This is a genomic window from Nonomuraea helvata (genome assembly GCF_039535785.1).
Lineage (GTDB): Bacteria > Actinomycetota > Actinomycetes > Streptosporangiales > Streptosporangiaceae > Nonomuraea > Nonomuraea helvata.
On record NZ_BAAAXV010000009.1, the window covers coordinates 2,099,507 to 2,123,960 of the forward strand.

Here is a 24,454-nt window from a genome sequence, read left to right on the forward strand (position 1 = left end):
TAAGGATGAGCGGCAGGAGCGCGCAGCGAGTGCGGGTGTCAGTGATGTGGGGGATACAGGCGCTCCAGCCGGTCGGCGTGGACGGCGTATATGAAGGGGCCAGGAGTGTTGGAGGCGGCGAAGACGGCCTGCTGGTTGATGATGAAGCGTTCGGCGTAGGCCGCAGATGTCAGATCGCCGCGGGTGATGACGAAACAGCGGGCCTGATGCTCGATGACGGCGGCGATCTCTGCTTGCCGGTAGCGGATGCGTTTGTCCTTCATGAGCACGGCCCAGCCGAGTTTGGCGCTGTCTTCGATCCAGCGGGTGTCTTCGATGGTCTCGTCTTGGGGGACGCCGTAGTGTTCGGCGAGGGTGATCAGGTCCCATCCGGCTTCGCGGAGCAGTTTGGGTACGGCGACGCGGCCGAGGCTGCGATCGATGAAGAATTTACGCGGCTGTTCGGGTGGCGACACGCAGGACGTCCTCGATCTCGTCGCGGGTGAGTCCGTACTCCTCTGCTACGACGTCGACGGGTTCACCGGCTCGAAACAGATCGATCACGTCTTCGAGCTTGGCGCCGCCGTGAGCGAACCGGGGCCGGCCGAAGGCGTGGTCGGCGTCGACCGTGACCTTGGCGACGCGGTATTGCGGGAGAGCGATCACCTGGGCGTAGCCATCGTGGGCGAAGTCCACCCGGCGCAGGTAGCTCTCCACGACCTCGGTGAAGACTCGCTGGTTGTTGCGGACGACGACCAGTTCGCGCGCCGAGTCGTCGCCGACGTTCTCGGCGTAATCGTAGAGGACTTCGGCGCCGTCGGTGAAGAGCCGGCGGCTGGCCAGGGCATGTTCCAGGCCGAGTTCGCGCTGGAGTGCGTCGATCGCCGGGCGGATGCGCTGGAGTGGCACGCCTGCCTGCCGGAACGCGGCCAGAGCGTATCCCTCGGCCAGTCCGATGAAAGGCACCGAGGCCTCGTTCGGCCGTCCCGCTCGGACGGCAGTGATGACCGGCTTGGCGTGAACGGCCCGGCCGTCACGTTGGCGGCGCCGGTAGCCGAAGGCCCAGGTGGTGAAGGTGGAGGCGGGGATCGAGAGGTAGCCGGCCGCTTCGGCGATGCCGTACAACGGTGTGGCGAACCGATCGATGGCCATGCCCACCTCCTGGGTCCACGTCGTTGAGCCCCTCTATCATGCATCATCACGGCGCCTTAGGCGCCCGGAATCTGCGCCGATGAAGTGGACGGACGTTTATTGAAGCGGCTCGTGCACACGCCGCGATCATAGCCCCGGGAAAGAGGTATCTGGCGTGATTCGGATGCCTGAGGGTCCGGTATCGGGCTGGTGCCGGGTCCTGCTCCCTGCCAGCTCATGGCCATCAACAGGGGGTTGACTGCATAAATGACATTTCATGTGATTTGGTCATTTATGCCTTCTGTACATATGGCGGCAAGGCTATATGAGTGGGATTTCTTGTGTGCGCTGAGGTGTGTTGGTTCATTCTGGGCGAGTGCCTTCAAATCCGACGAGGTCGGGGAGAGCCATGACGCTGCCGGGTACACGTGGGGACGGACTGCTGGCGTGGGTTGAGCGGTCGCGGAACCGGCCTGCGCCGCGGCGCGGGGGTGCGTTGCGGTTCGCCTTCTACGGCCGGGTGTCGACGGAGGATCATCAGGATCCGGTGACGTCGCGGGCACGGCAGCGGGCTCAGGCCGAGGCGCTGGTGGCGGGGTCCGGCCGGATCGTGGCGGAGTTCTTCGACGTGGGGGAGAGCCGGGTACTGCCCTGGTCACGGCGGACGCAGGCGGCTGCGCTGGTACTGGCGATGGCCGATCCGGATCGGGCCTTCGACGCGATCGTGGTGGGCGAGTACGAGCGCGCGTTCTACGGTAATCAGTTCAGCCTGATGGCCCCGTTGTTCGAACACTACGGCGTGCAGTTGTGGCTGCCGGAAGCCGGTGGCCGGGTCGATTTCCAGGCCGAAGGCCATGAGCGGTTGATGGCCGAGCTGGGAATGCAGTCGAAACGGGAGATCACCCGGACGCGGATCCGGGTACGGACGGCGATGGCCGCGCAGGTGAGCGTGCAGGGCCGGTATCTGGGCGGGCGGCCGCCGTACGGGTATCGGCTGGTGGACGCGGGACCGCATCCCAACCGGGCGCACGCGGCGTGGGGCCGCCGCGCGCATCGGCTGGAGCCGGATCCGGCGACCGCTGAGATCGTGAAGTGGATGTTCGGCCGGCGACTGGCTGGCCATAGCCTGGCGCGGATCACTCGTGCCCTGAACGACATGGACATCCCCTGCCCGTCGGCGGCGGACCCGCAGCGCAATGCGCATCGGAGTGCCGCGCGGTGGACGCTGACCACGGTCCGCGCGATCCTGGCCAATCCCCGCTACACCGGTCATGAAGTGTGGAACCGGCAGCCGTCGGCGTACGACCTGATCGACACGTCGAACACCGGCCTGGGTCATCGCCAGATTCAGCGGTGGAGTCTGCCTGAGGACTGGGTCATCTCTGAGCGGCCCGCGCACGAGGCCCTGGTCAGCCAGAGCGACTTCGTCGCCGTCCAGGGCATCCGTGCCCCCTCCGGCCGTTCCAATCGCACGTACCGCTTGGCCGGGCTGCTGCGCTGCGGCTCCTGCCACCGGCGGCTGGAGTCCTGCTGGTCCGGTAATCGGGCCGCCTACCGCTGCCGGCACGGCCACACCAGCGCCTCCCACGCCGATCCCCAGCGGCCCAAGAACCTGTACGTGGGTGAGGACCACCTCATGGCCCGTCTGCCAGCTCTCTATCTGCTCCTGACCGGGGAGCCGGTTGGCCGGGCGCCCGGAGTCGAAGAGATCATCGGCTATCTGCGTGCCCGGCACATTGACCTGGTCTACGACCGGGTGCGTGGTGCTCTGCGGGCGGACGTGTCTGGAGCAACGCCGGTTGTTGTGGACCGCCAGGCAGGCTGAGTCGGCACAGGACCGGAAGGAGGTAGCGCCTGCAAACGAAATCACCCGAGCTCAGCAGAAGCCGATCCCGGGTGACCGATCGTCATGTCCGGAATCATCCAGACATATACAACTTACGTGTCCGAGGGGGGACTTGAACTCCCAGGATCATGGGGGCACTGGGGTACATGTGCGGGCATCCGCACCCATCTTGAGCTGCCCGTACGCCGTTTTCTGATCTTCGCTGGGGCATCCAGGAACATCCGGGAACATGGGCGGCGGTATCAGCCGAAGTATCACGCGGAGGATCGGACGCGGGCACCTCCTGGCACAGGTTGTGGCACCTGCAACCCGCGACGAGGGCGAGGACGGCAAAGCGATTCAGAGTCGCTGCCTGAACGAGGTCTCGGTCACGCGCCCGCGCGGCAGACGTGTCCGTGAAGTCCGGAACCCGCCCAGTCTCACGAGACGACCCCGCTGGCCCGCCAACCCAGCGGCAGTAAGGCGGCCGGGGGCCGGTGACTCAAACACCGGGCCCCGGCCTAGACCCAGCCACCTGACCAAACCAGGAGCCAGGCCATGAGCCACCACCCTTCCACACCCGTGATCGTCGGGGAAGCGAATCCTGCCGACGAGGTCCAGCCGAAGCGCACCGGGCGCTTCTTCCCCAACCCTTTCCGCCACCGCCGCAGGGAGGCCGTGCCGGTCGCCGAGTGGCGCGTGGACGCTGGTGCGGGCCGACTCGGAGACCGGGTCATTCTCGGCTTCGCGGTGGCTGTCCTGCTGGCCGTCGCCGCAGCTGCGGCGTACGTCTCGTACCACCACTTCTACGGTCTGGCCATCGCCCTTGGCGAGCGGCACGACATGGCCATCCTCTACCCGGCGATGTCCGATGGCGTGATCGTCATGGCGTCGCTGGTGATGGTCTACTGCTCGCGCCGCCGGATCGGTGTGCCGGTCCTGGCGTGGGTCGCGCTGGCCCTGGGAGGGGCGGTGACGCTGGCGGCGAACGTGGCGCACGGCTGGTCCGGCGGGCTCGGATCGCGCCTGGTCAGCGCCCTGGCGCCGCTGGCGTTCGCAGGCGCGTACGAGCTGCTGATGTGGATCGTCCGCAACACCCGCCGGCCGTCGGTCGAGACTCCGGTCGAGGAGCACGTGTGCCAGCCCGTCGAGACCGTTGTCGAGGTGGAGCGCGAGGTGCTGGTGCTGCCCACCGACCGGTACGAGGCGGCGCGGCTGTCCTACCTTGACAGCCTCAGCGAGGGCAAGCAGCGCATCGGCCGCCGCCCTCTGATGAACCGGTGGGGGCTGGAACAGCGCGAGGCCGAGGACATCATCGCCGAGGTGGACAAGGAGCGTGCGCAGGCGCCCGAAGCCAAGGAGGTCGAGGCGCCGGGCTCCGAGGTAGCTCCGCCATCGCTGAGCGGCGTGCAGCCGACCGGCACGAGCCAGGCGGAGGCGGCGTGATGACAAGCTTCCTGATTCCCGCCATGGGCGTGTTCGTGTTCCTGCTGTGCGTCACGCGAGAGGCGGACGCGGACGCCCGGAGTGCCGGGCAGATGTGGGCGGCCATGCGGCGCGCCGGATGGGGGCGCACGGCTTTCACGGCGGTGCGTGTCGCCGTGGTGGTCGTGCTGCTCATCCTGGCCGATCTGTGCCGCCTTGTCGGGCACGCGGTGGCTGGGACGCGAGTCGTCGTCGAGGCGCTCGCTGTGCACGCCGAGATCCTCGGCTCGCTGGTCACGCGGACGGAGGTGCGGGCATGACTGCCACGGAAGAGCTGCACGACGGCATGGTGATCGCTTTCCAGGACGAGGACGTGCGCGTCGCCGCCGAGTCCACGCCTGAGAAGGTCGCCCCGGAGGCCCAGGAGGAGGGCGACGGCGTCCTTGAGGGCACCGTGGTTCTCGTCGATCAGGCGCACCGGCCCGAACCGACAGACTTGCTCGCCGAGCTGGCCGCGCGCCGCCAGGAGCGGCAGCCGCTGGTCCCGCTGTGGCTGCGGTCGCGGGCCGACGCCGTGCAAGTGTTGAAGTGGCAGGCCGAGCACGCTGGCTACGTGCTCGCCTACCACGCGCTGCGTGCCCCGAAGTACGCCACCAAGCTCGCGGGGCGTTCCCCGGCCGGCGCCTGGCGACTGCTGGTGGCGCTGGCGAGTTGGCTGTTCGACCTGGAAGGCCGTCCGGTGCGGCGGGCGGCGGCCACGAAGGAGGCCGCGGAGTACCTGGCCCTGTCGAGGCAGCGTGACGACCGGGTCAAGGCACGCCTGTGGACGCTCCTCGTCGGCGCGATGACGGCGGTCTTGGTCGGCATCTTCGTCGCCGTGGTCGCGCCCACCTGGGTTCACTGGGCGATCCTCGGCGTGCTCATCGCTGGCGCGGGCGTACTCGGAACGCCTGCCGATCAGCCGCTGCTGGACCGGGCGGTCGTCCCTACCCGCGTGCGCAAGCTGACCAGTGACCAAGTGCTGGACGCGCTCGGCTCACTCGGCATCTCGGCCATCAACCAGGCACTCGGCAAGAACGGGCGCGGCATCACCTTCCCCGCCCCGATCATGCGCGACGGTCCCGGCTGGCGGGCCGAGGTCGATCTCCCGCTCGGCGTGACCGTGGCGGAGGTACTGGAGAAGCGCGACAAGCTCGCCTCCGGCCTGCGCCGCGCCCTCGGGTGTGTGTGGCCCGAGCCGGTGTCGGAGGAACACCCCGGCCGCCTGGTGCTGTGGGTCGGCGATCAGGAGATGCGCAAAGCCACCCAGCCCGCCTGGCCGCTGGCCAAGTCCGGGCAGGTCAGCCTGTTCGAGCCCGTCCCGTACGGCAACGACCAGCGCGGCCGGCCGATCTCGATCCTGCTCATGTTCGCCAACGTGCTCATCGGCTCCATGCCGCGCTACGGCAAGACGTTCGCGCTGCGGGTGCTACTGCTGGCCTGCGCGCTCGACCCGCTGGCCGAGCTGCGGCTGTTCGAGCTGAAGGGCACGGGTGACCTGTCGGCACTGGAGAAGGTGGCCCATCACTACGCCAAGGGCGCCACCGACGCGGCCAAGGCGGCGTGCGTCGCCTCGCTGGCCGAGGTGTATGCAGAGCTGGACCGGCGCGCGGAGGTCATCGACGGCCTTCCGCGTTATCAGGCGCCCGAGTTCAAGGTCACCCCGGAGCTGGCCGCGCGGCGTGACCTCGGCCTGCACCCGATGGTGGTCGCGATCGACGAGTGCCAAGAGCTGTTCGCCGACGATGAGTACGGAGAGGAGGCAGCCAAATACGCCACCGCGATCATCAAGCGCGGCCCCGCCCTCGGCATCATCCTCATCCTGGCCACCCAGCGCCCGGACAAGGACAGCCTGCCCAAGGCCATCAGCGCGAACGCCGGCATCCGCATCTGCCTGCGGGTGATGGGCTGGCAGGAGAACGACATGATCCTCGGCACCGGAATGCACCAGGCCGGGGTCAAGGCCACCATGTTCACCCTCAACGACAAAGGCATCTCCTGGGCTGTCGGCATCGCCGAGGACCCGACCATCGTCCGCTCGGCCTACCTGGACGGACCGACCTCCGAGCTGATCGCCGAGCGCGCCCACCAGCTCCGCCAGGCGGCCGGGACGCTGTCTGGGCAGGCGATCGGCCAGCAAGGGCCCCAGCGAGTCTCCTACGACCTGCTGGCCGACATCCTGACCGTGACCACGGCCAAGGAGGACAAGGTCTGGAACAGTACGGTCGTGGACCGACTGGCCGAGTTCCGGCCGGACGCCTACGGCCAGTGGGTGGACCTGGAAGACGACGCCAAGACCGCCACATTGACCGCCCGCTTGAAGGAGTACGACGTCCGCACGGAGGACACATGGGGCCGAGACGCCGCCGGTAAGGGCCGCAACCGCAAGGGCTTCAACCGGTCCGACATCGCCGAGGCGTACGGCAAGCGGAAGGCCCAGCCCTAGCATCCCGATCACCTCACTGAACGCCCCTGGACCCCGTTCCAGGGGCGTTCGCGTGGGGCCGCTAGAACGCTAGGCCGCAGGTCATGACTGGGTTTCTCCGCTAGCTGAGCCGCTAGACTTCGCGGCTGCATCCGCTAGGACTGCGCGATGAGAAACGTCGGCAAGCGGCGGGATGCCGTCGTCGCCGAGCGGGAAGAGGCCGACGTCGAAGCCACCTGCGGCGAAGCCGAGCAGGCCAAGACGGCGGACGCCGATAGGGTGCGCACCACCCGGGGGAAGGCGGCCTGCGACGTCCCGGGCCGCCCAGCACGCGCGAGCGCCGAGCAGAGCGAGACCGACGCCGCCGGGACGCTCAAACGTGCCGAGCAGGCGGCCGAACGCGAACGTGAGACTAGTTTCGGCTGAATATCGAAACTCGGCCAAAACTCGGGCTCGCGACGAGTCGCGGCACACACCATGCAGCCCCATGGAGATAGCGGAAGTGGAGTCTTCAGGGCTCGCGACCAGGCCCTTGACGTGCAGGCATGTGATTCGGGGGGCGGCAAGAGCGCTGGGGGACTTTCGCTCTCAGTATCGGGGCGAGTATTGAAACTTGGCCAAAACTGAGCCCTGACTGGCAGCAGCCGCGGCTACGATGCAGAGAGCATGGGGAGGTCCGTTCCTCACTGTCAAGTAGGCGCCCCCGCCGTAGGTTACCGGCCGTTGACGGGGGTCACCCATCTGCGGGATCAGGTAACCGACGCGGTTACCTGATCCTGTTGACCACCAGGTCTACGAGGATGAGCAGGGCCCGCACCGCGAGCTGCGCCCACTCCATCCACCTGGACTGGTCGGTTTTTTGCTTCCGTTTGCGCACGCTGTCCCTTTCTTTCTGGTTGATGGTGTGCCAGGGTCGGCGCCATCGAGCAGCCGACCCCCCGATGGACTGCTGCTGGGACCGCGTGCGAAGCGGACAGGCAAGAGCTTAGACGTGCGGTCCTGCGGCGGGGAGACATTGGCGATTTATAGAGATCGCCCTCGGCGTTGGCTGTGTTGGCTGTGTTGGCTGGGCGCGGACGGGCGCGGACGGGCGCGGGACCTCGCGGTCGGATCAGGGGTTATCCGCAGACCACTTCGACTAATGTGATTTGCGACACAGCTGATGGGTCGGTAGCGCTCGCACGCGTTGCTCGGGCCAAGACGCCCGCCACGCTGCTCGGGCACGGTGCCATCGTGGAGAACTGCGGCGATGTTCCAACGGGCGACGACGTGCCCGCTCTGCACCCGAGTCATCCTGCTGACCGCTTGTGACGACTAGGAGGTGGTCGTCGCGCTGCGGCTGTACCTCCGGTATGGATGTGACGGATGACGGCGCCGGCCGTTCCCCCTCGGTGCTACCGGGCTGGGCGTTGGCCGGCACCGTTGCGGCCTACATGCCTGGCGGCTCGCGACCACGGCCGAGGTAGCTCCAGGGTGGTGGCAGAGCTAGGCACGGTTCATGCGGCCCGTGATCAGTTGCCGGACGTCGCGTGAGCAGGCGGCGAGCGCGGCACCGCCGAGCACGATCACGGCGCATCCCCCGAGGACCCCCCGCACGCCGATCAGCTCGGCGGCAGGGCCGGCCACCGCGTACGCGACGGGCACCAGCAGGGTGGCGATCAGGGCGTTCGTGGCCACGATGCGGCTGAGTTGCTCGGTGGGGATGGCCTCCTGTAGGTAGGAGGTCCAGGCGATCAACTGGAGTGTTCCGGCCGCGCCGGTCAAGGCGCCTGCGCCAGCGAGTACCAACAGCGGAGCGTTGGTGGCCATGCCGACCATGAGCAGCGCTTCGGGTATCGGGGTAGCGCACATCAGCAGGCCGATGCGGGCCGGGGGGAAGAGGATCGAGGTGATCGATCCGCATGCCAGTCCGATCCCGATCGCCGAGGTGACCAGGCCCCAGCTCACGGCTCCGTCGAGGTAGCGGGTGGCGTAGATGGGGCCGAGCACGCTCACACCGGCCGCCCAGCACGCCGACGTCAACGAGCTCAACATGGTCAGAGCCCATAGCCAGCGGCGGCTCTGGAACGCGGTCCAGCCCTCGACCAGATCGGCCAGGAATCGCCGCCGTTCCCGTTGCGGGGAAGGCGGCAGGCGCAGGGTGAGAAACACTGCGGCGGAGGCAAGGAAGGTGATGCCGTCCCAGGCGATGATGATGCCGGGACTGCTGAGCGCGATCACCAGGCCCGCCAGCCCTGGCCCGATGATGGCCACGGCGTTGTTGGCGATCTGGAGCAGGGCGTTGGCCTGGACCAGCATCGGCCCTGGCGGGACGAGCTGCGGGACCAGACCCTTGGCTGCTGGCTGGAAGAAGGCTCCGGCGGCGCCGACGAGCATCTCCAGCCCGGCAAGCGACCAGACCGACGCCGCACCGCCCAGCACCAGGAAACCGGCGATGAGCTGGCATACTCCGCAGACGATCTGGCAGGTCACAATGATGGACAGGCGCGGCAGCCTATCGGCCAGAACCCCAGCGGCCGGGGTGACCGCGATGAACACGAACAGGCCACCCATTAGTACCAACCCGAGGGCAGCAGCACCGCCCCCGGACTCGATGATGGCGAACGCCAGGCCCAGCGGCGCGACGGTGGTGCCGATCGTCGAGGAGATCCTCGCTAGGGCATAGCGGCGATAGCCAGGATTGGTTCGTAGGAGCTCGACAGGAGCTCTCAGCCGTTCATGCATCATGAGTACGCCACTCCCTCGACTTCGTCGCTGTTCGGCCATCGGGCACTCGGGCGCTGCTTGACCTCTCCTACTCCGTCGAGGTCGAACTGCCGGTGGGGGCCAACTCGGCCGTACCTCTGAAGGACCGGACGCTGGAGCGTCAACGCCACCCACGGCCAGCGTGGCGAGCCACCGGGCTGCGGCACCCAGTCGTAAAAGCCGCAGTCAGGGGGCGTTGGGAGCCAGGAAGCGGCGAGCGGCTCGGCGACTGGTCAAGGTGATGACGCGGGCATGGGTAGCGTGCTCGGCGATGAGGGCGCGGACTTTGGGCCGCATCTGGCGTCGGTAGCCGAGGATGTAGCGGATGAAGCCCCAGTGGATGCGGTCGTACACGCCCTGTTCGGCGTGCTGACCGCCGCGGTAGCGCAGGCGGCGCTGGAGAATGCCCCACAGGCACACGAGCGGGGAGATATCGAGGAAGATCACAGTGTCGGCGTTCGCCAGCCGGATGTGCAGGGTCGAGGCGAAGTTGCCATCGATCACCCATTGGGGCTCGGCGACGAGCTTCTCCTGGATGGCGGCGAACTCCTCCGGCGGCAGCGGATTCCAGTCGGCGTCGTAGTAGACGGCGTCGAGGTGCGTCAGGGGGGCGTCGACGAGAGCGGCGATCCGACGTCCCACAGTGGTCTTGCCGCTGCCGCCACAGCCGATGATGGCGATCCTGTGCATGTCGTACGAGGTTACCGAGCTGGGGGAGGCGTCGAGGCGGGGTTGCATCGTGTCGTTCACGAGGCGACCAGGGCGGCGGCGTCGAAGTCGAATCGGCCTTCGCGGCCGGACTGGCAGACCAGGGGGATATGGCGGGCGATCGCAGGGTTCATCACGCTGCTCCCGTTCTACGGCCAGTCGATGACGAGTCGGCTGTTGGGCTTGTCGATGACGAAGCGAGGGTCGGCGGCCTTCAGCAGATCGCGGTGGGTGGCTGTGGCCATCCGGAAGCCGGGGGCGGGGGCGTCGTTGCCGTGGTTGCGGTCCCACTCCTGGATCGCGGCGACGACCTGCTCGGCGTGGGAGGCGGCGCGCGGGCCGTGGCCGATGACGCCGATCTCCCAGAATCGGCCGTCCGCGTCGTCGCCCTCGCGGACGGTCAGGTAGGCCAGGCTGTCGCCGTCGAGCGCGGCCATGGAACCCCATCCGAAGTGCGGGGTGAACCCGGGTCGCTGGCCGGGCATGCGGGACAGGCCGTTGGGCAGGACGCACGCCAGCCACAGGTAGACCCACTCGAAGGGCGACCCCTGCCGGAACTTCACACCGGTGTAGAGCTTATGGGAGGGCTCGTCCAGGACGGTCCGCATCGCCTCCCGGTCCACGAACTGCTCGCTGTAGGTCTCCAGCCGGACGTTGCCCTCCCCGGCCATGGGGACCAGGGTGCGGACGTCGTCGCAGATGCCTTTGCGCAGCGGGACGAACGTGGCCATCTCGCAGGAGACGGTCTTCCAAGTCTCGCCGTCGCGCTCCCACGCGAAGGAGCGGGAGATGCTGCCGCGGATCCGCATCGGGATGACCAGGCGGCCGCCCGGGGCGAGCTGCTCCAGCACGGGGAGGGGGATGTCGCCGGCGCCCACGGTGAACTGGATCCGGTCGAACGGGGCATACTCGGGGAGCCCGGCCGCGCCATCGGCTAGGAGCACGGTCACGTTCGACGCGCCGGCGTCCTCCAGATGCGTGCTGGCGGTGTTGACGAGGTCGGTGTCCACGTCCACGGTCCATACGTGGCCGCCGGGGGTCACGAGCCGCGCGAGGAGGGCGGCGTTGTAGCCGGTGGCTGCCCCGGCCTCCAGGATCTTGTGGCCGGCCTGTGCGCCCAATTGCTCCAGTTGGATGGCGACGATGGACGGCGCAGAGATACAGGAGATCATCTCTCCGTCCTGGTCGCGCTTGATCGACACGGCGTCATCGACGTAAGCGGCCTCGACCTCGGCGTCCGGGATGAACCGGTGGCGCTCGATCTCCCGGAAAGCGTCGATGATCGCGGGGGTGCGCAGGTGGCCGGAGTCGGTGAACTTGTCCACCATGGCGTTGCGCAGCTCGGCGGGGTCGGTGGTCGTAGTGATGGTCGTCTCCATCTGCTTGAAGGTAGGGGTTGCTGGTGCGGACTGGCTGGTAGACACGGCGGCCAGCTCGTCGTCTCCGAAGGCGACGCGGCAGCCCAGCCAGGCCACCCAACGCCAGCGCGGTGAACCTTCGGTCGGTACCCAGCCGTAGAAGCCGCCGTCAGGAGTGAGGGGGAGGTCCATGGCGTGCCCTTCAGCGTCGGCCGAGAGGAAAGCGGCCGTGGGACGACGATCAGCGTCGCCGTCCCACAGCCGCGCCGCCAGCACCGGGGCCGAAACCGGGGCGGCTGCCGTGGTTGGCGCGGAGTTCGCAAACACGGCCGGGGAAGTTGGCTCCTACGTCGGGGCGTGCTCGCTGGCGACCCTGGTGGGCGTGTCCAGGACGCGCTCTATCGCCGTCTCGCTTCTCTCCACGGCCGCGAGGAGATCGGCCATGAGCTGGTCCGGGATGGAGCCGATCCCGAGCCCGGCGGACTCTGCTGCGGAGGTGAGCGCTTTCTCGTCGACGTGGTCGAGGAACGATCGACACCCGTCGTGGGCGAGTACTTCTCGCGCCACGTAGCCGTCCGCTGAGTCGAGGGCGTCTTCCACGAGGCGGGTGTACGCCGGATGGACCCTGGCGGGAGCGGCGCAGGTGGTGAGGTCGACGACGGCCAGGCCCAGGCGGGCGCGGAAGACGGCGTGTCCAGGCTCGGGACTACCGGCGAGGTACCGTTCGATCATCAGGGCGGCCTCCCGGTCGGCGTGCGGGTTGTCCACGAGGCGGCACAGCACCTCCAGGCACGCGGAAACCTGGGTTTCCCACGGTTGCGTGATCGTGCTGCCGTCCAGCACGGCCAGGGCGGCGTCCGCATTCCCGTCGAGGCAGGAGTTCACGATCTTGACCTGGCGGCCGTCCAGCAGGTGCAGGCCGATCCCCTTGTTCTGTTCGACGTGGGCGAGCGCTTCCTGCCATCGGTCGAGGCGTACGAGGGCGCGGGTGCCTTCGGACAGGTAGACGCGATACGCCCAGATGCGCAGCTCCTGATGCTCCTCTGGGCTGCCGGTCAGGTCCTGGGTCGGCAGTGACCGGCCCTCGATGACGGCATGAGTGTTGGTCTTCAGGGCGTGGTAGAGGGTGCTGAGTGAGGCCCAAGCCGTCTCGGCGTCGCCTGCCCGGATGCGCAGCCGTGCCAGGTTCACCACGGGTTCGAGCATGTGCATGGCTTGTCGGACGGTGAGGTGGCCAGCGTTGCGATACGGGGCGATCTGCCGCCAGCACAGTTCCCGCGCCAGTTCGGGCAGGCCGCAGTCGCTGGCGATCAGAGCGGCCCGATTGAGCGCTCGGGCCGCGCCGAGAAGCGGGTCGGCGGCGTCCTCGACGTCGCGGGCGAGGGTACGGACCTCGGCCACCCGCTCGGTGAGGGGCGGGTACGTGGGCCGCGGCCGGTCGACCAGCGGGAACCAGCGGGTGAGCTGGGCCATGTCGGCTGCCGTCATGGCCGGCTTCCGGCGGGGAGGAGCGCTTCGCAGGCTGCGCGGCTGAGTACGCCCTGTGTGGTTGGGGGCAGGCCGAGTCGGTTCCAGTGGAAGATCACGTGGTGGACGAAGATGTGGCGGATGCCCCGGGTGAGGTGTCCTGCGGTGGCGGCTCCGTACAGGGATTGCCCAGCCTGGCGGAAGTCGTCCGCCCAGGGTGCGGCGAAGGCGAGCGGCCCGGCAGGGGCGATGGGGCTGAGAGGAGAGGCGACCAGAGGGCGGATCTTGTCAGCCAGCGCCTCCAACTGGCCGGGAGACGGGGGAGTGGGCAGAGGCCGTAGTTCGGCGACGCGGTGCCAGACGTCGCCGCGTTCGAAACGGTCCAGGCAGGTGCTCAGCATGGTGCCGAGGAGCAGCATCGACACCTCCTTGCGCCCCGCGTCCGGCGCCGATTGCCGCAGGTAGGTGACGATGTGGCGGCTGTCGGCACAGAACAGGTCATGGGCGATGTCCATGCCGGTGGGGCCACCGAACGCGGCGGTTTCCGGCTCGTAGATGGCCGACCGCCAGCATGTGATCACCCCAGAGGTGGCGAGGTCGTTCAGTGCGGCGTTGACTGCCGCTCTCATGGCGGTGGTGTCGGAGCGTGGGCGTAGCCGTAGCCGCAGGCCGGGCTGCTTGCGGATGAACCACCAGGCGCCGACCAGTGCGTGAAGACGGTCCAGTTGCCGGCCGATGGCAGCGGCTGCGGCATCGGCTGTGTCGGGGAAATCCGCGTTGACCTGGTACCAAGCATGGCCGGCGCCGCGGGCCTCCAGCGCCTCGCGTCCAGCCGTCTGGTAGACCTCGATCGCGTCGGTGAGGTCGCCGGGCTGTGCGTCGATCGCTGCCGAGGCCACGGCTACGGGGGTGCCGGACAGAACCGCCAGCACGGCATCGGTTAGCCGGTTTGGCGGGTCAGCGGTCAGGTGATCAGTAGGCATGTGTCCCATCCCGAGTGCGGGGGTGTGTCGTACGCGGAGGTGTGCACGGCCAGAGCGAGGCCCGCGGATCCGTCGAGCAGGCTGCCGTCGTAGTACCGCTCTGCTACGTCGTGCTTGTTGAGCAGGATGGCCAGCGTGGGAAGGCGGGCGGTGATCCCGGGGCCGAGGGCGTCGCGGGAAGCGCGCCAGGCGGTCTGGTAGACGCCGGCGACGCCGTGGCAGAGCCCCGGTTCGGTGAGGTGCCCGAGTTGGGTGGGATCGGCGAGGCAGGCGGCCATGGCGTGCTCGGCCATGTGCTGGCGGGCTGTGTCGTGGAGGGCGATGCCGGCCAACTGGAGAGCTCGGGCGATTCCTGGAGTGCTGTAGCACCATGAGGGGCGCAGCGGTTCCTTCTGCAGGACGCGGCCGGTCTCCAGCTCCGAGCGGGTGATCCACTGCGGCCACCACGGTCCGGTCTCGCCGTCCTGGCGCCACTGGTCCAGCCAGTCACAGACGCGCTGGATGGCGTCGGCCTGCCCGTCCACGGCGATGCCGTCGCGCGACGCCATGGAGAGCAGGGCGAGCACGCCCGTGATGCCGTGGGCCATGCCGAAGTTGGCGTGCCCGCCCGGGGTGGGTGAGGCTGGAGCGGGGCCGTGGCAGACCCACCAACCGGGCAGCCCGTCGTCGGCAGTCTGGGTCAGCCGTACCAGGTGGGACAGGATCGAGGGCAGGACGTCGGCGTCCGGAATGTAGCGGAGGAGCAGCGCGGCGATCCCGGTCAGGCCATAGAACACGTCGTATTCCGCGAACGTCGCCGCCTCGCCCCGATCGATGCGGGCGGTCGCGTGCGTCAGCCTCCGTTCAGCGAGCCGGATGACAGAGCCGTCGATAGCGGCGGTGTCATAGCGGTGGGCATGGCCGACCTGGGCCGCGTGCAGGATGAAGCTGATGGCCGGGGCGCCGAAGTAGAGTCCGGCGTCGTCGCCCGCGCTGATGTCGTCGCGGGTGGCAGCCTGAATCCAGGTGTGCACACCGCGCCATGACTGCGCTCCCGTGTGGGCGCGTTCGATGTGCAGCAGCGCCGCTCCGGCAACACCCCTGGCCAGCGACTGCGCCGGTGCATTGGGTGGCGTGCTCATGGCGCAATCCGTTCGATGAGGGCCAGGCGGCGCATTGCGGCGGCGCGGGCCAGACGGTTGGTGACGGCCTCGACGTCGGGGTCGACGCCGAGGGCGCGCACGTGATGGTCGTGCAGCAGGGACCGCAGCACGGTGATGGGCAGGCGGTGGTGGCGGCCGAGCTGGGCGCGGTAGGCGTTCAGCGCGGCCCGCCGCGCCGCCCATGCGTCGGCCATCGCCGCGCCGCCTGGGTGGCCGCGCAGGACCTGATACCGGTCGGCGGGGTCGGCCAGGCGCAGCGTCGTGTCCCGCAGCGTACGGTCGAGCTCCCCGAACGTGCGGTCGAGCTGGTTGACCAGCCACCCGTACCCCTCTTCGGACGCGGCGAGGCCGGCGGCGAGATCGGCCATCGACGCCGCGGCGATCGCCTGGCCGGGAAGCCCGGCGAGCGTGGTCATCGTGATTTGGGTCAGCGCTGCAGCGGAGTCGGTGGCGGCCACCCGGTGCGCGGCCGCTATGGCCGTCCCGGGTCCGTATCGGCCGGTCTGCGGCTGGTAGGCGGCGAGCGACAGGTGGGCGATCAGTCCGCGCGCTTGCAGGTTGGCCGCGAAATCGGCCAGGTGGGCGGCGGCTGCGCCGTACTGGTCGGGGTGGGCGAGCTGGAGGTAGAGCCACAGCTCTTGGGTGCTGTCGGGTCGGAGGGTGTCGCGGTGGCGGCGGAACCACCAGCCATCGAGGTCGAGGGCCTCCAGGAGGCGGGGCAGGTGGCCGGTCAGGATCTCGTCGTAGCGGGCGGGGTGGCCGTGCAGCTGCGCGTGGATCATGCTGCCGGCGCCGGGCATCAGCATCGCGGTGGGCCGCTCCAGGACTGCGGGCGGGGCAGGGCGGCGGGTAGATGGTGCGGCGGTCAGCGTGGCGAGGAACTCACACGCCCGGCCGGTCCAGTCCCCGGTGGGGTGTTCGCGGAGTTCGATCTGCCCCGCGCGGCCGAGGCGGTTGCGCAGCAGGATCTGGTCCAGACGAGTGTCGAGGTCGAGCGGGAGCCGGGCTTCTTCCTGGTACAGCACGACGCAGGAGGGGACGCACCATCGGTCACGCCACGCTTCGAGGTGCTTCTCCCACACCGTTGCGGGGTCGCGCGGCGTGCCCAGGTCGGAAGCGTTGAGGACCCAGCGGGCCGGGGCCAGCACTGTACGGCCATAGCGCAGGCGCGGCAGGTGCGGCAGCCTGCGGGCCGCGCCCCAGTCGAACAGCCCGTAGACGGCGTGGCGGGCGCGCGGGACTCCGGCGAGGAACCGCGCCAGCGGCGGGGTGTGTAGCGACGCCTCCAGCGCGTGTAATGCCCAGGGCACGACGCGGCGGCCGGTCGAAAGCTGGATCAGGTACATCTGGGTCGCGTCGGCGGTCGCCGCGAGGTCGTCCACGCTGATCGGGACGGTGCCGGTGGCGGGATGCTCGGCCAGACAGATCATCTCGGGCAGGAGTTGCGGGACGCGGACGACGTTTTCGTTGTGCCTGCGGCGGGGCGGGAAGGACAGCTGCGCCGCGACCGCGTCATCATCAGGCGCGAAGGAGGCCGCCAGTAGGTCGCGCTCCTCCTGCGGTAGCAGGTGGGCGAATCGGCCGGCCATGCTGCTGCTGGTCCTCGGTGCGCCGGTGACCCACAAGGTGAATGCGCCCCGTGCGAGCGCGTCCGCCGATTCCGCGTCCACCTGGAAGGGCAACTCAGCGCGCTGCGGGACGACCATCTCGGCGGGGTCGCCGACCGTCAACTGCCTGATCAGCGGCTCGGTCAGCGTGATCTCTGGGCGGCCGTCCACTGCGGCCTGCTGGACGAGCGCCAGCAGCGTGCTGTCGCGCTCGCTCAGATGCCGGAGAGGCCGCTCCCGCGCCGCGCCGAGGAATCCGGCGGGAAGCCCGAGCCCTGAGTCTGCGATCAGTCCTCGTACCGGCACGAGAGCGCCGGGTCCGTATCGGGTGCGGAACGCGAGGTGGAAGTCCCGCCAGACCTCTGGCCCGAACGGGCGCGTGGTCAGGCGCAGCAGCATCGACGCGGCTGCGGCTGCCTCGTCCAGCACCGTGCGCGGCAGGCTGATCCGCCCGTCCACCGCGGTGTCGGCGGCCAGTACGGTATCGGTGCCGCCGCAGACGGAGAGCATCCGTTCCGCGACGGCGGCCATGTCGGCGTGCGCCAGCGGATCCCCCTCTGGAGGGCGGGTGAGCTCGTTCTGAATGCCTTCGAGATCCCTCAGCAAGTCCGCGATATCGGCAAGGCCGTCGCCGACGGCGTGCAGTTGGGCGATCACATGCGGCAGGCCATCGACGACGGTCGAGGGCGGGCGTAAGGCGGTTAGCAGAAATCCTTGCGTGACGAGGTTGGCCAGCATGGTGGCGATCGTGCTGAGCGTGGTGATGGGGGACGCCGCGTGAAGCTGCTCGGCGAGGTGTCCGAACGGGACCGGCGCGCTTGCCGTCTTCAGCGCGAGCCGTACGGGCCGGGTGTGGCGGATCGAGATTTCGGTCAGCGGGCCTGGCTGCCCGACGCTGGGACGGTCGGGGAGGATGACCCGGTCGCCACGCACGAAGCATGTGTTGTTGACCATCACCGGCAGACGGGCCAAGAGCTCGGGATGCCTCTCCAGCCGGTCAACGAGCGTGGCGAGCCACTGACCGTCAGCGCGCACCACCACCCGATGGTCCGAGCCGAAGCAGGGCTTCGCAGCGTCTCCGACGCGTACCGGTGCGATCCCGGCGAACAACCCGAACGGGACCGGCCGGCGCTGCCAACGCAGCAGATAGGACGCCACCGTCAGCGTGAGCCGCCGTAGCCGATCGGCACTCGCCTCCTCAGAGGTGACGATGTCGAGCTGGCCGGCGAGGGACGGGCTGGCCAGGCGCACGGCTGCCCGGACGTCGGGACGCGCCCAGATCTGGGTCAGCCACCGCCGATCGGCTTCCGCCTGGACGTCCGCATGGTTGAGGTGGTCGGGCGCTTCCAACCCGTCCGGGTAGGTGCTCACCCGGGCCAGTACTGGGCCGGAGGGCCGGAAGAACGGTGCTGATCTCATGATCCTCCGCCTCAGGGGGTGGGGCTGTCGGCGCCGCCCAGGGCAGGCGCCGACAGCGGGGGGTTACTCCGTCGTCAGAACGGGTCGGCGACGGCGGTGGCGCAGGAACTCGCGCACGAGGGGTTACAGCCGTCGCTGGTGTCGCACGCCAGCACGGGCATCGGCATGCTTGCCTCGATCACGCGCATGTCGAGCTCGAACTCGTCGGCAAGCAACCCGTTGGCTGCCTCGATGGTGTCGATGGACACTGCTTCCTCCTTCACTGGGTGGGTGGGGCTACCTGGCTCCGAGCAGCTACGTCGGGCCAGGAGATCGTGATCTTCGTGTGGCGCTTGTCGATGACCAGCGCGCCCTCAGGCAACGCCGTCTCAGGGGTGCCGATCGGCCAGACGGCGAAGTCGGGGCTGGGGCCGTTGCGGTAGTCGCGGTTCCACACCCGCACCTGTTCCGCGATGGCCTCGGCGATCTGAGACCCGTGAGGCCCGTAACCGTGCGCGCCCATTTCGACGACGCCCTCGCCCGCCGGGCGGACCGACAGGTAGGCGAAGGAGTCGCTGTCGTCATCGACTGCGGCGAACGGGAACTGGCGTCCACCCGGCTCGACCGCGACTCCGGGGTCACCGTCACTGGTGTCCACGACCAGGTGGCAGAAGCCAGGGAACGCGGTCGCCATCCACAGCGCCAGGTCCGGGAACGGTTCCGACCTCTGGACGGTCACCCCGGACCAGGCTGCGGCGGGCTCGCTGTCCAGGACGCCATCGAGAGCGCTGGGCCGCTCCAGACTCCCGTCGTCGAAGCGCAGCCCAACCTTCTTCCCGCGCAGCAGCCACAGGTGACCGTCATTGGCGCCGGCGCCCTGCATCCAGACGAAGCCGGAGAGCACCTGCGACACGGCGACGAGGTGGTCGTTCGCAGGTTCCAGGGCGAGCGACCGGCTGATGCCCTTCATCCGCAGGGGGACGACGATCCTGCCGCGCGGGGCGAGTTGCTGACGCCAGGCCGGAGGGATATCCCACGCGCCGACAGTGACCATGATGCGGTCGTAGGGGGCATCGGCTTTCAAGCCGTACTCGGCGTCGCCGGTGGCGACCCGCACTCGCTCATAGCCGGCCGCGTCCAGGCAAGCGCGGGCCCGGCTGATCACGTCGGCGTCGATGTCCATGGACGTGACCTGACCGGTCGGGCCAACCAGCTCCGAGATCAGGGAGGCGAAGTAACCACCTGAGCCGATTTCCAGCACGCGCATCCCCGGGCTGATGTCAGCCTGCACCAACTGCACGGCCTGGGTCTCGGGCGCGGACATCGTGGAGGTCAGCACGCCGTGCTCGCTGCGCTTGACCTCGACGATGTCCAGCGCGTACGCCTTCTCCGGAGATACCTCGGGGGCGAAGAGGTGCCGGGGAACCGTACGGAACGCGGCCTCGACCTGCACCGGGAGCGGGAAGCCCCACTCCGCGCACGTGGTTGCCACGGCGGTGGTCATGGCGTCACGCAGGGCGGCGGCGTCCTGGACGTCGTTGTCGGTGGTCACAGATGGAGTCCCCTCTTCTTGGTCGTGATGGGCAACCGGTCGATGGTGGCTGTCGGTGGGCTGCTGGGTGTGTTAGCCACGCCGTCCCTTCCGTTTGAGGAAGGTGTCGGGCTCCGGCGTCTCCCCCCGGCTCAGGTGCTGGTCTTGGTGCGCTTCGGCGAGAGCGATGTAGACGTCCAGGGCTGAGCGGTAGAGGCCGCGTCCGGTTTCCTCGTAGCGGTCGCCGGTGCGGCGCAGCACGAAGAACAGGCCGCCCTCGGACCCCCACTCGTACAGGCCGCAGCACGAGGTGTGTGAGATGCGCAGCAGGCTGCCGACCGTCCTGTATGGCTCCCACGGGAACGCGGGTTCCTCCTGCTCGTTCTGCTCCGGCTCAACCGTCTTCGGTTGGCGGGCTCTGGCCATCGTCTGCACTCTCCACACGGGTCTGACTGTCTTCTGCCGTGGGGTGAGCAGTAACGGGAGAGTGGTCCGCGCCGTCCTCAGCGGGCGGCGGGCGCTGGCTCCTCCTGACGATGTCGAGGGTGAGGATGGCAGCGCATGCGATACCGGCGTCCATGTCAGGCCCTTCGCGTGCGGGGTTCGGGCGTCACAAGCCCAGAGGGTGTGAGGGAGGCGGGCAGACGGCTGCCTAGATCCGCCTCCCTCGGTCCCGGCCGCGCCAGGGGGTGCGGCGCATACAAGGGATGACGGCCGGGCGGTGGAGCTCGCAGCCCACGGCGGCCAGGGGCTCCACCGTGGGACTGCGAGTTGTAGGCGGTGCGGACCGCGACGGGTGCTCGGATTCCGGACTTGGGTCCGCGCCGGAGTGCGGGGCCGGCCATGGACGAGCCGTCCGGGACCGGCCACGCCAAGACGCGGCATGACGTTCCCGCCTGCGCGCGGGCTCGCCTGCCTGGCCGCGTCTCGTCTTGTCACCCGCGCCCCCTTCGGAGGCCGGGAAGTATGTCGTTGACGATGGGGTGCTGCATGGGGATCGACGTGGCGAGCCGCAGCTCGCCGAGCATCGCCGAGACGCGCTCGCGCAGGTCCTGCTTGGTGCGGCCTTTGACGTAGAGGCCCTTCGGCGTGGGGCCCTGGTACCACGCGGTCAGGTGCCTGCCCCCGACCTCCCACAGCACGAATACGACTGTGCCGTACTCGGCCTGCAGCGCGGCAGCGCACCGGGCGCCCTCCTCGTCGTCGAGGTACTTGGGCTCGTCGTCGATGCGCTGGTCGTCGAGGTCTGCGAAGCGGCGGTGCCTCATGCCGCCCCCTCGGGTTCCTTCTCCTTGACCGTCTGCTCGGCGCACGAGCCGAAAGCTGCCACCGCGGCGAGGAAGTGGGCTCTGCCGACGTCGCGCGCGATTGGGTCGGTGGACCGCCACGTCGACGCCTCCACAAGGCCGGGCTCCAGCAGGGGCAGACCATCGAGGAACATGCTTCGGATCGTGTCGAACGGGCGCGGGTAGATGTCAGCGGTCCGCTTGTACGCAGTGAGAAGCCGATCACGCTCGTCAGCGGTCAGGAGGTCGTCCCGGGCGTGGCTGAAAACGAGGTAGCCGCCGGGGAACGCTGCCATGTACCGGCGCAGGATGTCTCCCGGCTTCTGCTCGTCCGGCCAGAAGTGCGCCAGCGCCGTGGCCACGATCCCCACAGGCCGGCGAAGGTCGAGGAAACCGCGAACGTGTGCAAGCACTGTGTCCACGTCCCGCGCGTCCGCCTCCAGCACCGTCGCGCCCTCCACCGCGAGCAGCGCCCGCCCGAAGATGGCGACGGAGGGATCGTTGTCCACGTACGCCACCCGGGCGTTCGAGTGAATGCGGCGGGCCGTCTCCAGCGTGGTTTCCTCGCCCACCTGCGGTAGGCCACAGCCGAGGTTCAGCCACTGCGTAACCCCCAGCTCGGAGACTGCCTCAACCCCGCGGGGGACGAACTCCAGGTTCGCGCGGGCCGCCTCCGGAAGCTCCGGGGCAATCTTCGTCATCGCCTTGACCACGTCCCGATCGCTGGCCCGGTTGTCCTTCCCCTTGGTCACGGCGTCGTAGACACGGGCGATCGACGGGGCATCGCCGGGGATTCCTGGTCCGGTCGAGGTCACCTGGGTTGCGCGGCGGGAGTCCATAAGTTGAGACCTTCAGAGGGGAAGGGGCGGATTGGGGTTCGAGGTGTCACCATGCGGCGGTCCTCAGTGGCTGGTCGTCGGGCACGGCGAAGAAGTCTTTGAGCCGGTTCCTGATCGTGACCGCGATCTGGTGCGCGTCGTCCGAGTTGATATCGATGCGTAGGACGTCGTATCCGGCCTGGATGAGCCGCTCGCATGCCTGCCGGTAGAAGTGGGCCTCGGCATGGCTGGAGCTGGGGGTGAGCTGGAACCGGTTGTGCGCTCCTCGTTCCGCCAGCCGTGTTGCGATCAGTTCGGGTGCGCCTTCGAGGACCACAGCTAAGTCCGGCCGGTCGGCCAGGGAGTTCAGGCCCCACAGGAATGTCGGGTCCACTCCGTCGAAGCGCTGCATGACCAGGGCGGACGGTACGTATCTGTCGCAGAGGACGATTTCGCCGGCGTCCAAGTGGGGTTTGATCTCGGTCTCAAGGTGGTGGTAGCGGTCTGCGGCGTACAGGCAGGCCAGTGCGGGGCCGGTGATGGTCTCGGTCATCTCGCGGGCGATCTTGCCGAGGACTCCGTTGGACGGTTCGGCGGTGGTGTGGACGTGCTCGCCATCGGCCACCAGCAGTTGTGACAGGTGCGCGACGATGGTCGACTTCCCGGCGCCGGAGGGCCCGTCGATGCTGATGAACAGGCCGCGTCGGTGATCAGAAAAGGGTCTGAGCTGCGTCATCGGTCAATCCTTCGCAGGAGGTCATTTCCGCTTCGGTCAGGAGGGCGGCCAGCGGCAGCGGGCCCGCGTCGGCAGCGAGGTGCGCGAGGAGGCGGGCACAGACGAGAGCGTCGTAGGCCGCCCGGTGGGGTTTCAGACTGGCGGCCACGTTCGCGGTGAGCTTGAGTTCCTTCGCGAGCGTGCCCAGCTTGTACGAGGGGAGCCCGGGCGCAAGGCGGCGAGCCAGCTTCAGGGTGTCGATGACCTGGGCAGGCTGGAAGCCGGGCAGTTCCCGGGCCAGCACGCTGAGATCCACGTGAGCGTTGTGCGCCACGAAGATGGCACCCTCGAAGACCGCCATGATGTCTGCGGCGTACTCGGCGGCAGGCGGGTCAGACGCCACCTGCTGGTTGGAAATGCCGTGGATGCGGCGGGCCAGCGGTGTGATCGGCCTCGGAGGCTTCACCAGCCACGTCAGCGGTTCTCCCACCGTGCCCTGGTCGATCAGGACGATGGCCAGCTCAACGAGATCTGGAGGCTGCTGACCGTTGCCTTCGACGTCCGCGACCGCGTAGCGGAACTCCGTCCATGGGGCCTGACCGTCGATGTCAGCCATTCGCGTTCTCCCATCCGATCTCGGCTCGGCCATGCCGTCGCTGCCGATGCGGGTGTGCGGCGTCATGGACCTGGAAGCCGAACCGGTGCTGGAGGTAATAGCGCGGCTGCTCGGACGGCAGCCCCTCGACCTGCGCCGCCCGCTCCGTGACCTTGATGACGCGCATGCCGGCCGCTTCGGGCAGGACTGCGGCGGCCTCCTGAAGTTGGCTCACGGTCGGCGCTCGATGAACCTGGGCGCACCGGTCGAGCTGGGCGGCCGGGCAGATGTCGCACAACTCGTTGATGCCGTAGTGGCCGTTGTAGTCCGGCAGCCCGTGGGCGTACGAGACGGCGCACGAAGTCTTGCGGAACAGCGGCGGCGCATTCGATGGACGGCGGGCGAATGCCGCGAGGATGCGTTCCTCCAGCGTCTCAGGGACGATCTTGCGGCGCGTGGTCTCCTGATACGGCTCGGGCAGGCCGTTGGCCCGGTAGTAGTCGGCGATCTCGTCCCGGTAGAACAAGCCGGTGAACACGGTGGCGTCTGCCCATTTGGACAGACCCGCGGCCCGCGCCAGGTGGGCCGCGGTGTCGTTCACGCCGGGCACCAGGGGCCGCCAGTAGAAGATGGTCCGATAGCGGCGTGGCCCGTACGTCGTGGCAAGCCGCATGGAGCGCACGGCGATGCCCGAGGGGTGCGGCTCGATCCGCTTGTCGTCGATCCCCGAGTACGTGAACAGCAGCGTCACCTTCACGTGCTTCAAGGCGTTGAGCTGCTCGCAGTCGCGGACGTCCACGTGACCGCGGGTGATCACCAGCACGGGGTTCGTGAGCCCGCGCCGGTCGAGGTCCTCCAGCACTGCGAACAGGTGGCTCCGCACGCCCGGCAGGAACGGGTCGGTGGCCCGGTTGAACACCTGCAACGGGGTGTCGTGCGGCCGGAAGTACCGATGGCTGACGAGTTGCTCGACCGCCTCATCGTCGCTCATCAACGCCCGCGGCCGGTCCGCGTCCCACAGGCCGTAGGTGTGCCGGATGCAGTACGCGCAGCCGAGCGGGCAGCCCTGCACGTGATTGAGGGACAACCCCGACTTCCGGTACTCGACGACCTCACGGGCCCGCTGCGGGAGCGCGGCAACGGCTTCCTTGGGGAGGAGCGGAACGAACGCTGAACTCACGACAATCTCCAGGTCAGGACCGTCGATGGCGCTGTCAGCGTGACATGGGCGCGAGGAGAAGGGCGAGGAAAGTTCTAGAGATTTCTCGAATCTGACC

General features: G+C 68.8%; 22 protein-coding genes. 5 read left to right on the forward strand and 17 right to left on the reverse strand.

All coding sequences use genetic code 11. The features are described from left to right. Positions 1–38: 38 nt before the first annotated feature. Both ABD830_RS43185 and ABD830_RS43190 read right to left on the reverse strand, forming a co-directional pair. Positions 39–455 carry a PIN-like domain-containing protein gene (locus ABD830_RS43185; protein WP_345000415.1) on the reverse strand — a complete coding sequence of 139 codons (417 nt, stop codon included), beginning with the start codon at positions 453–455 and terminating at the stop codon, positions 39–41. Further along, on the reverse strand, positions 430–1,131 hold the full coding sequence (locus ABD830_RS43190) for a DUF433 domain-containing protein (RefSeq protein WP_345000417.1): 702 nt from the start codon (positions 1,129–1,131) through the stop codon (positions 430–432). The genes ABD830_RS43185 and ABD830_RS43190 overlap by 26 nt, the downstream gene beginning before the upstream one ends. Before the next feature lie 475 nt (positions 1,132–1,606). On the opposite strand from ABD830_RS43190, the gene ABD830_RS43195 reads away from it, so the two are divergent. The 5 genes from ABD830_RS43195 to ABD830_RS43215 all read left to right on the forward strand — a co-directional run bounded on the left by ABD830_RS43195 (position 1,607) and on the right by ABD830_RS43215 (position 7,250). Next, entirely contained in the window at positions 1,607–2,935 is a 1,329-nt protein-coding gene (locus tag ABD830_RS43195; RefSeq protein WP_345000419.1) for a recombinase family protein, read from the forward strand. Positions 2,936–3,493: 558 nt separating this feature from the next. Beyond that, positions 3,494–4,381, forward strand: a complete 888-nt coding sequence (locus ABD830_RS43200; protein ID WP_345000421.1) for a DUF2637 domain-containing protein — start codon at positions 3,494–3,496, stop codon at positions 4,379–4,381. Beyond that, on the forward strand, positions 4,381–4,680 hold the full coding sequence (locus ABD830_RS43205) for a hypothetical protein (RefSeq protein WP_345000423.1): 300 nt from the start codon (positions 4,381–4,383) through the stop codon (positions 4,678–4,680). Before ABD830_RS43200 ends, ABD830_RS43205 begins: the two co-directional genes overlap by 1 nt. Next, positions 4,677–6,845 (forward strand): FtsK/SpoIIIE domain-containing protein, encoded by a 2,169-nt coding sequence (locus ABD830_RS43210; protein ID WP_345000425.1) that lies wholly within the window; start codon positions 4,677–4,679, stop codon positions 6,843–6,845. Before ABD830_RS43205 ends, ABD830_RS43210 begins: the two co-directional genes overlap by 4 nt. A gap of 147 nt (positions 6,846–6,992) precedes the next feature. After that, positions 6,993–7,250, forward strand: coding sequence for a hypothetical protein (locus ABD830_RS43215; protein ID WP_345000427.1), 258 nt, complete (start codon positions 6,993–6,995; stop codon positions 7,248–7,250). A 1,059-nt stretch (positions 7,251–8,309) separates the two neighbouring features. Here the strand turns inward: ABD830_RS43215 and ABD830_RS43220 are convergent. The 15 genes from ABD830_RS43220 to ABD830_RS43290 all read right to left on the reverse strand — a co-directional run bounded on the left by ABD830_RS43220 (position 8,310) and on the right by ABD830_RS43290 (position 24,357). Further along, entirely contained in the window at positions 8,310–9,551 is a 1,242-nt protein-coding gene (locus ABD830_RS43220) for an MFS transporter (protein ID WP_345000429.1), read from the reverse strand. A gap of 204 nt (positions 9,552–9,755) precedes the next feature. After that, entirely contained in the window at positions 9,756–10,259 is a 504-nt protein-coding gene (locus tag ABD830_RS43225) for a P-loop NTPase family protein (protein ID WP_345000431.1), read from the reverse strand. A 167-nt stretch (positions 10,260–10,426) separates the two neighbouring features. Next, positions 10,427–11,827 carry a methyltransferase, FxLD system gene (gene fxlM / locus ABD830_RS43230; RefSeq protein WP_345000433.1) on the reverse strand — a complete coding sequence of 467 codons (1,401 nt, stop codon included), beginning with the start codon at positions 11,825–11,827 and terminating at the stop codon, positions 10,427–10,429. Positions 11,828–11,980: 153 nt separating this feature from the next. Further along, a complete protein-coding gene (locus ABD830_RS43235) occupies positions 11,981–13,123 on the reverse strand; it encodes a hypothetical protein (protein WP_345000435.1) in 1,143 nt (380 codons plus the stop codon). After that, positions 13,120–14,085, reverse strand: a complete 966-nt coding sequence (locus ABD830_RS43240; protein WP_345000438.1) for a thiopeptide-type bacteriocin biosynthesis protein — start codon at positions 14,083–14,085, stop codon at positions 13,120–13,122. The genes ABD830_RS43235 and ABD830_RS43240 overlap by 4 nt, the downstream gene beginning before the upstream one ends. Next, positions 14,067–15,206 carry a lanthionine synthetase C family protein gene (locus ABD830_RS43245; RefSeq protein WP_345000440.1) on the reverse strand — a complete coding sequence of 380 codons (1,140 nt, stop codon included), beginning with the start codon at positions 15,204–15,206 and terminating at the stop codon, positions 14,067–14,069. Before ABD830_RS43245 ends, ABD830_RS43240 begins: the two co-directional genes overlap by 19 nt. Then, on the reverse strand, positions 15,203–18,253 hold the full coding sequence (locus ABD830_RS43250; RefSeq protein ID WP_345000442.1) for a lantibiotic dehydratase: 3,051 nt from the start codon (positions 18,251–18,253) through the stop codon (positions 15,203–15,205). Before ABD830_RS43250 ends, ABD830_RS43245 begins: the two co-directional genes overlap by 4 nt. Positions 18,254–18,327: 74 nt before the next feature. Then, on the reverse strand, positions 18,328–18,501 hold the full coding sequence (locus ABD830_RS43255) for an FxLD family lanthipeptide (RefSeq protein ID WP_345000444.1): 174 nt from the start codon (positions 18,499–18,501) through the stop codon (positions 18,328–18,330). An 11-nt stretch (positions 18,502–18,512) separates the two neighbouring features. After that, a complete protein-coding gene (gene fxlM / locus ABD830_RS43260; RefSeq protein ID WP_345000446.1) occupies positions 18,513–19,784 on the reverse strand; it encodes a methyltransferase, FxLD system in 1,272 nt (423 codons plus the stop codon). Between the two features lie 72 nt (positions 19,785–19,856). Continuing rightward, a complete protein-coding gene (locus ABD830_RS43265) occupies positions 19,857–20,207 on the reverse strand; it encodes a hypothetical protein (RefSeq protein ID WP_345000448.1) in 351 nt (116 codons plus the stop codon). A gap of 491 nt (positions 20,208–20,698) precedes the next feature. Beyond that, complete coding sequence (locus ABD830_RS43270; protein WP_345000449.1) at positions 20,699–21,031, reverse strand: hypothetical protein; 333 nt, start codon at positions 21,029–21,031, stop codon at positions 20,699–20,701. Then, the gene (locus ABD830_RS43275) at positions 21,028–21,888 is read right to left on the reverse strand and encodes an SAM-dependent methyltransferase (protein ID WP_345000451.1); all 861 of its coding nucleotides are present in this window, start codon (positions 21,886–21,888) and stop codon (positions 21,028–21,030) included. The genes ABD830_RS43270 and ABD830_RS43275 overlap by 4 nt, the downstream gene beginning before the upstream one ends. 46 nt (positions 21,889–21,934) lie before the next feature. Beyond that, positions 21,935–22,603 (reverse strand): dTMP kinase, encoded by a 669-nt coding sequence (tmk, locus tag ABD830_RS43280; protein WP_345000453.1) that lies wholly within the window; start codon positions 22,601–22,603, stop codon positions 21,935–21,937. After that, positions 22,578–23,198, reverse strand: coding sequence for a 3'-5' exonuclease (locus ABD830_RS43285; protein ID WP_345000455.1), 621 nt, complete (start codon positions 23,196–23,198; stop codon positions 22,578–22,580). Before ABD830_RS43285 ends, tmk begins: the two co-directional genes overlap by 26 nt. After that, a complete protein-coding gene (locus ABD830_RS43290) occupies positions 23,191–24,357 on the reverse strand; it encodes a radical SAM family protein (protein WP_345000457.1) in 1,167 nt (388 codons plus the stop codon). The genes ABD830_RS43285 and ABD830_RS43290 overlap by 8 nt, the downstream gene beginning before the upstream one ends. Positions 24,358–24,454 lie beyond the last annotated feature (97 nt).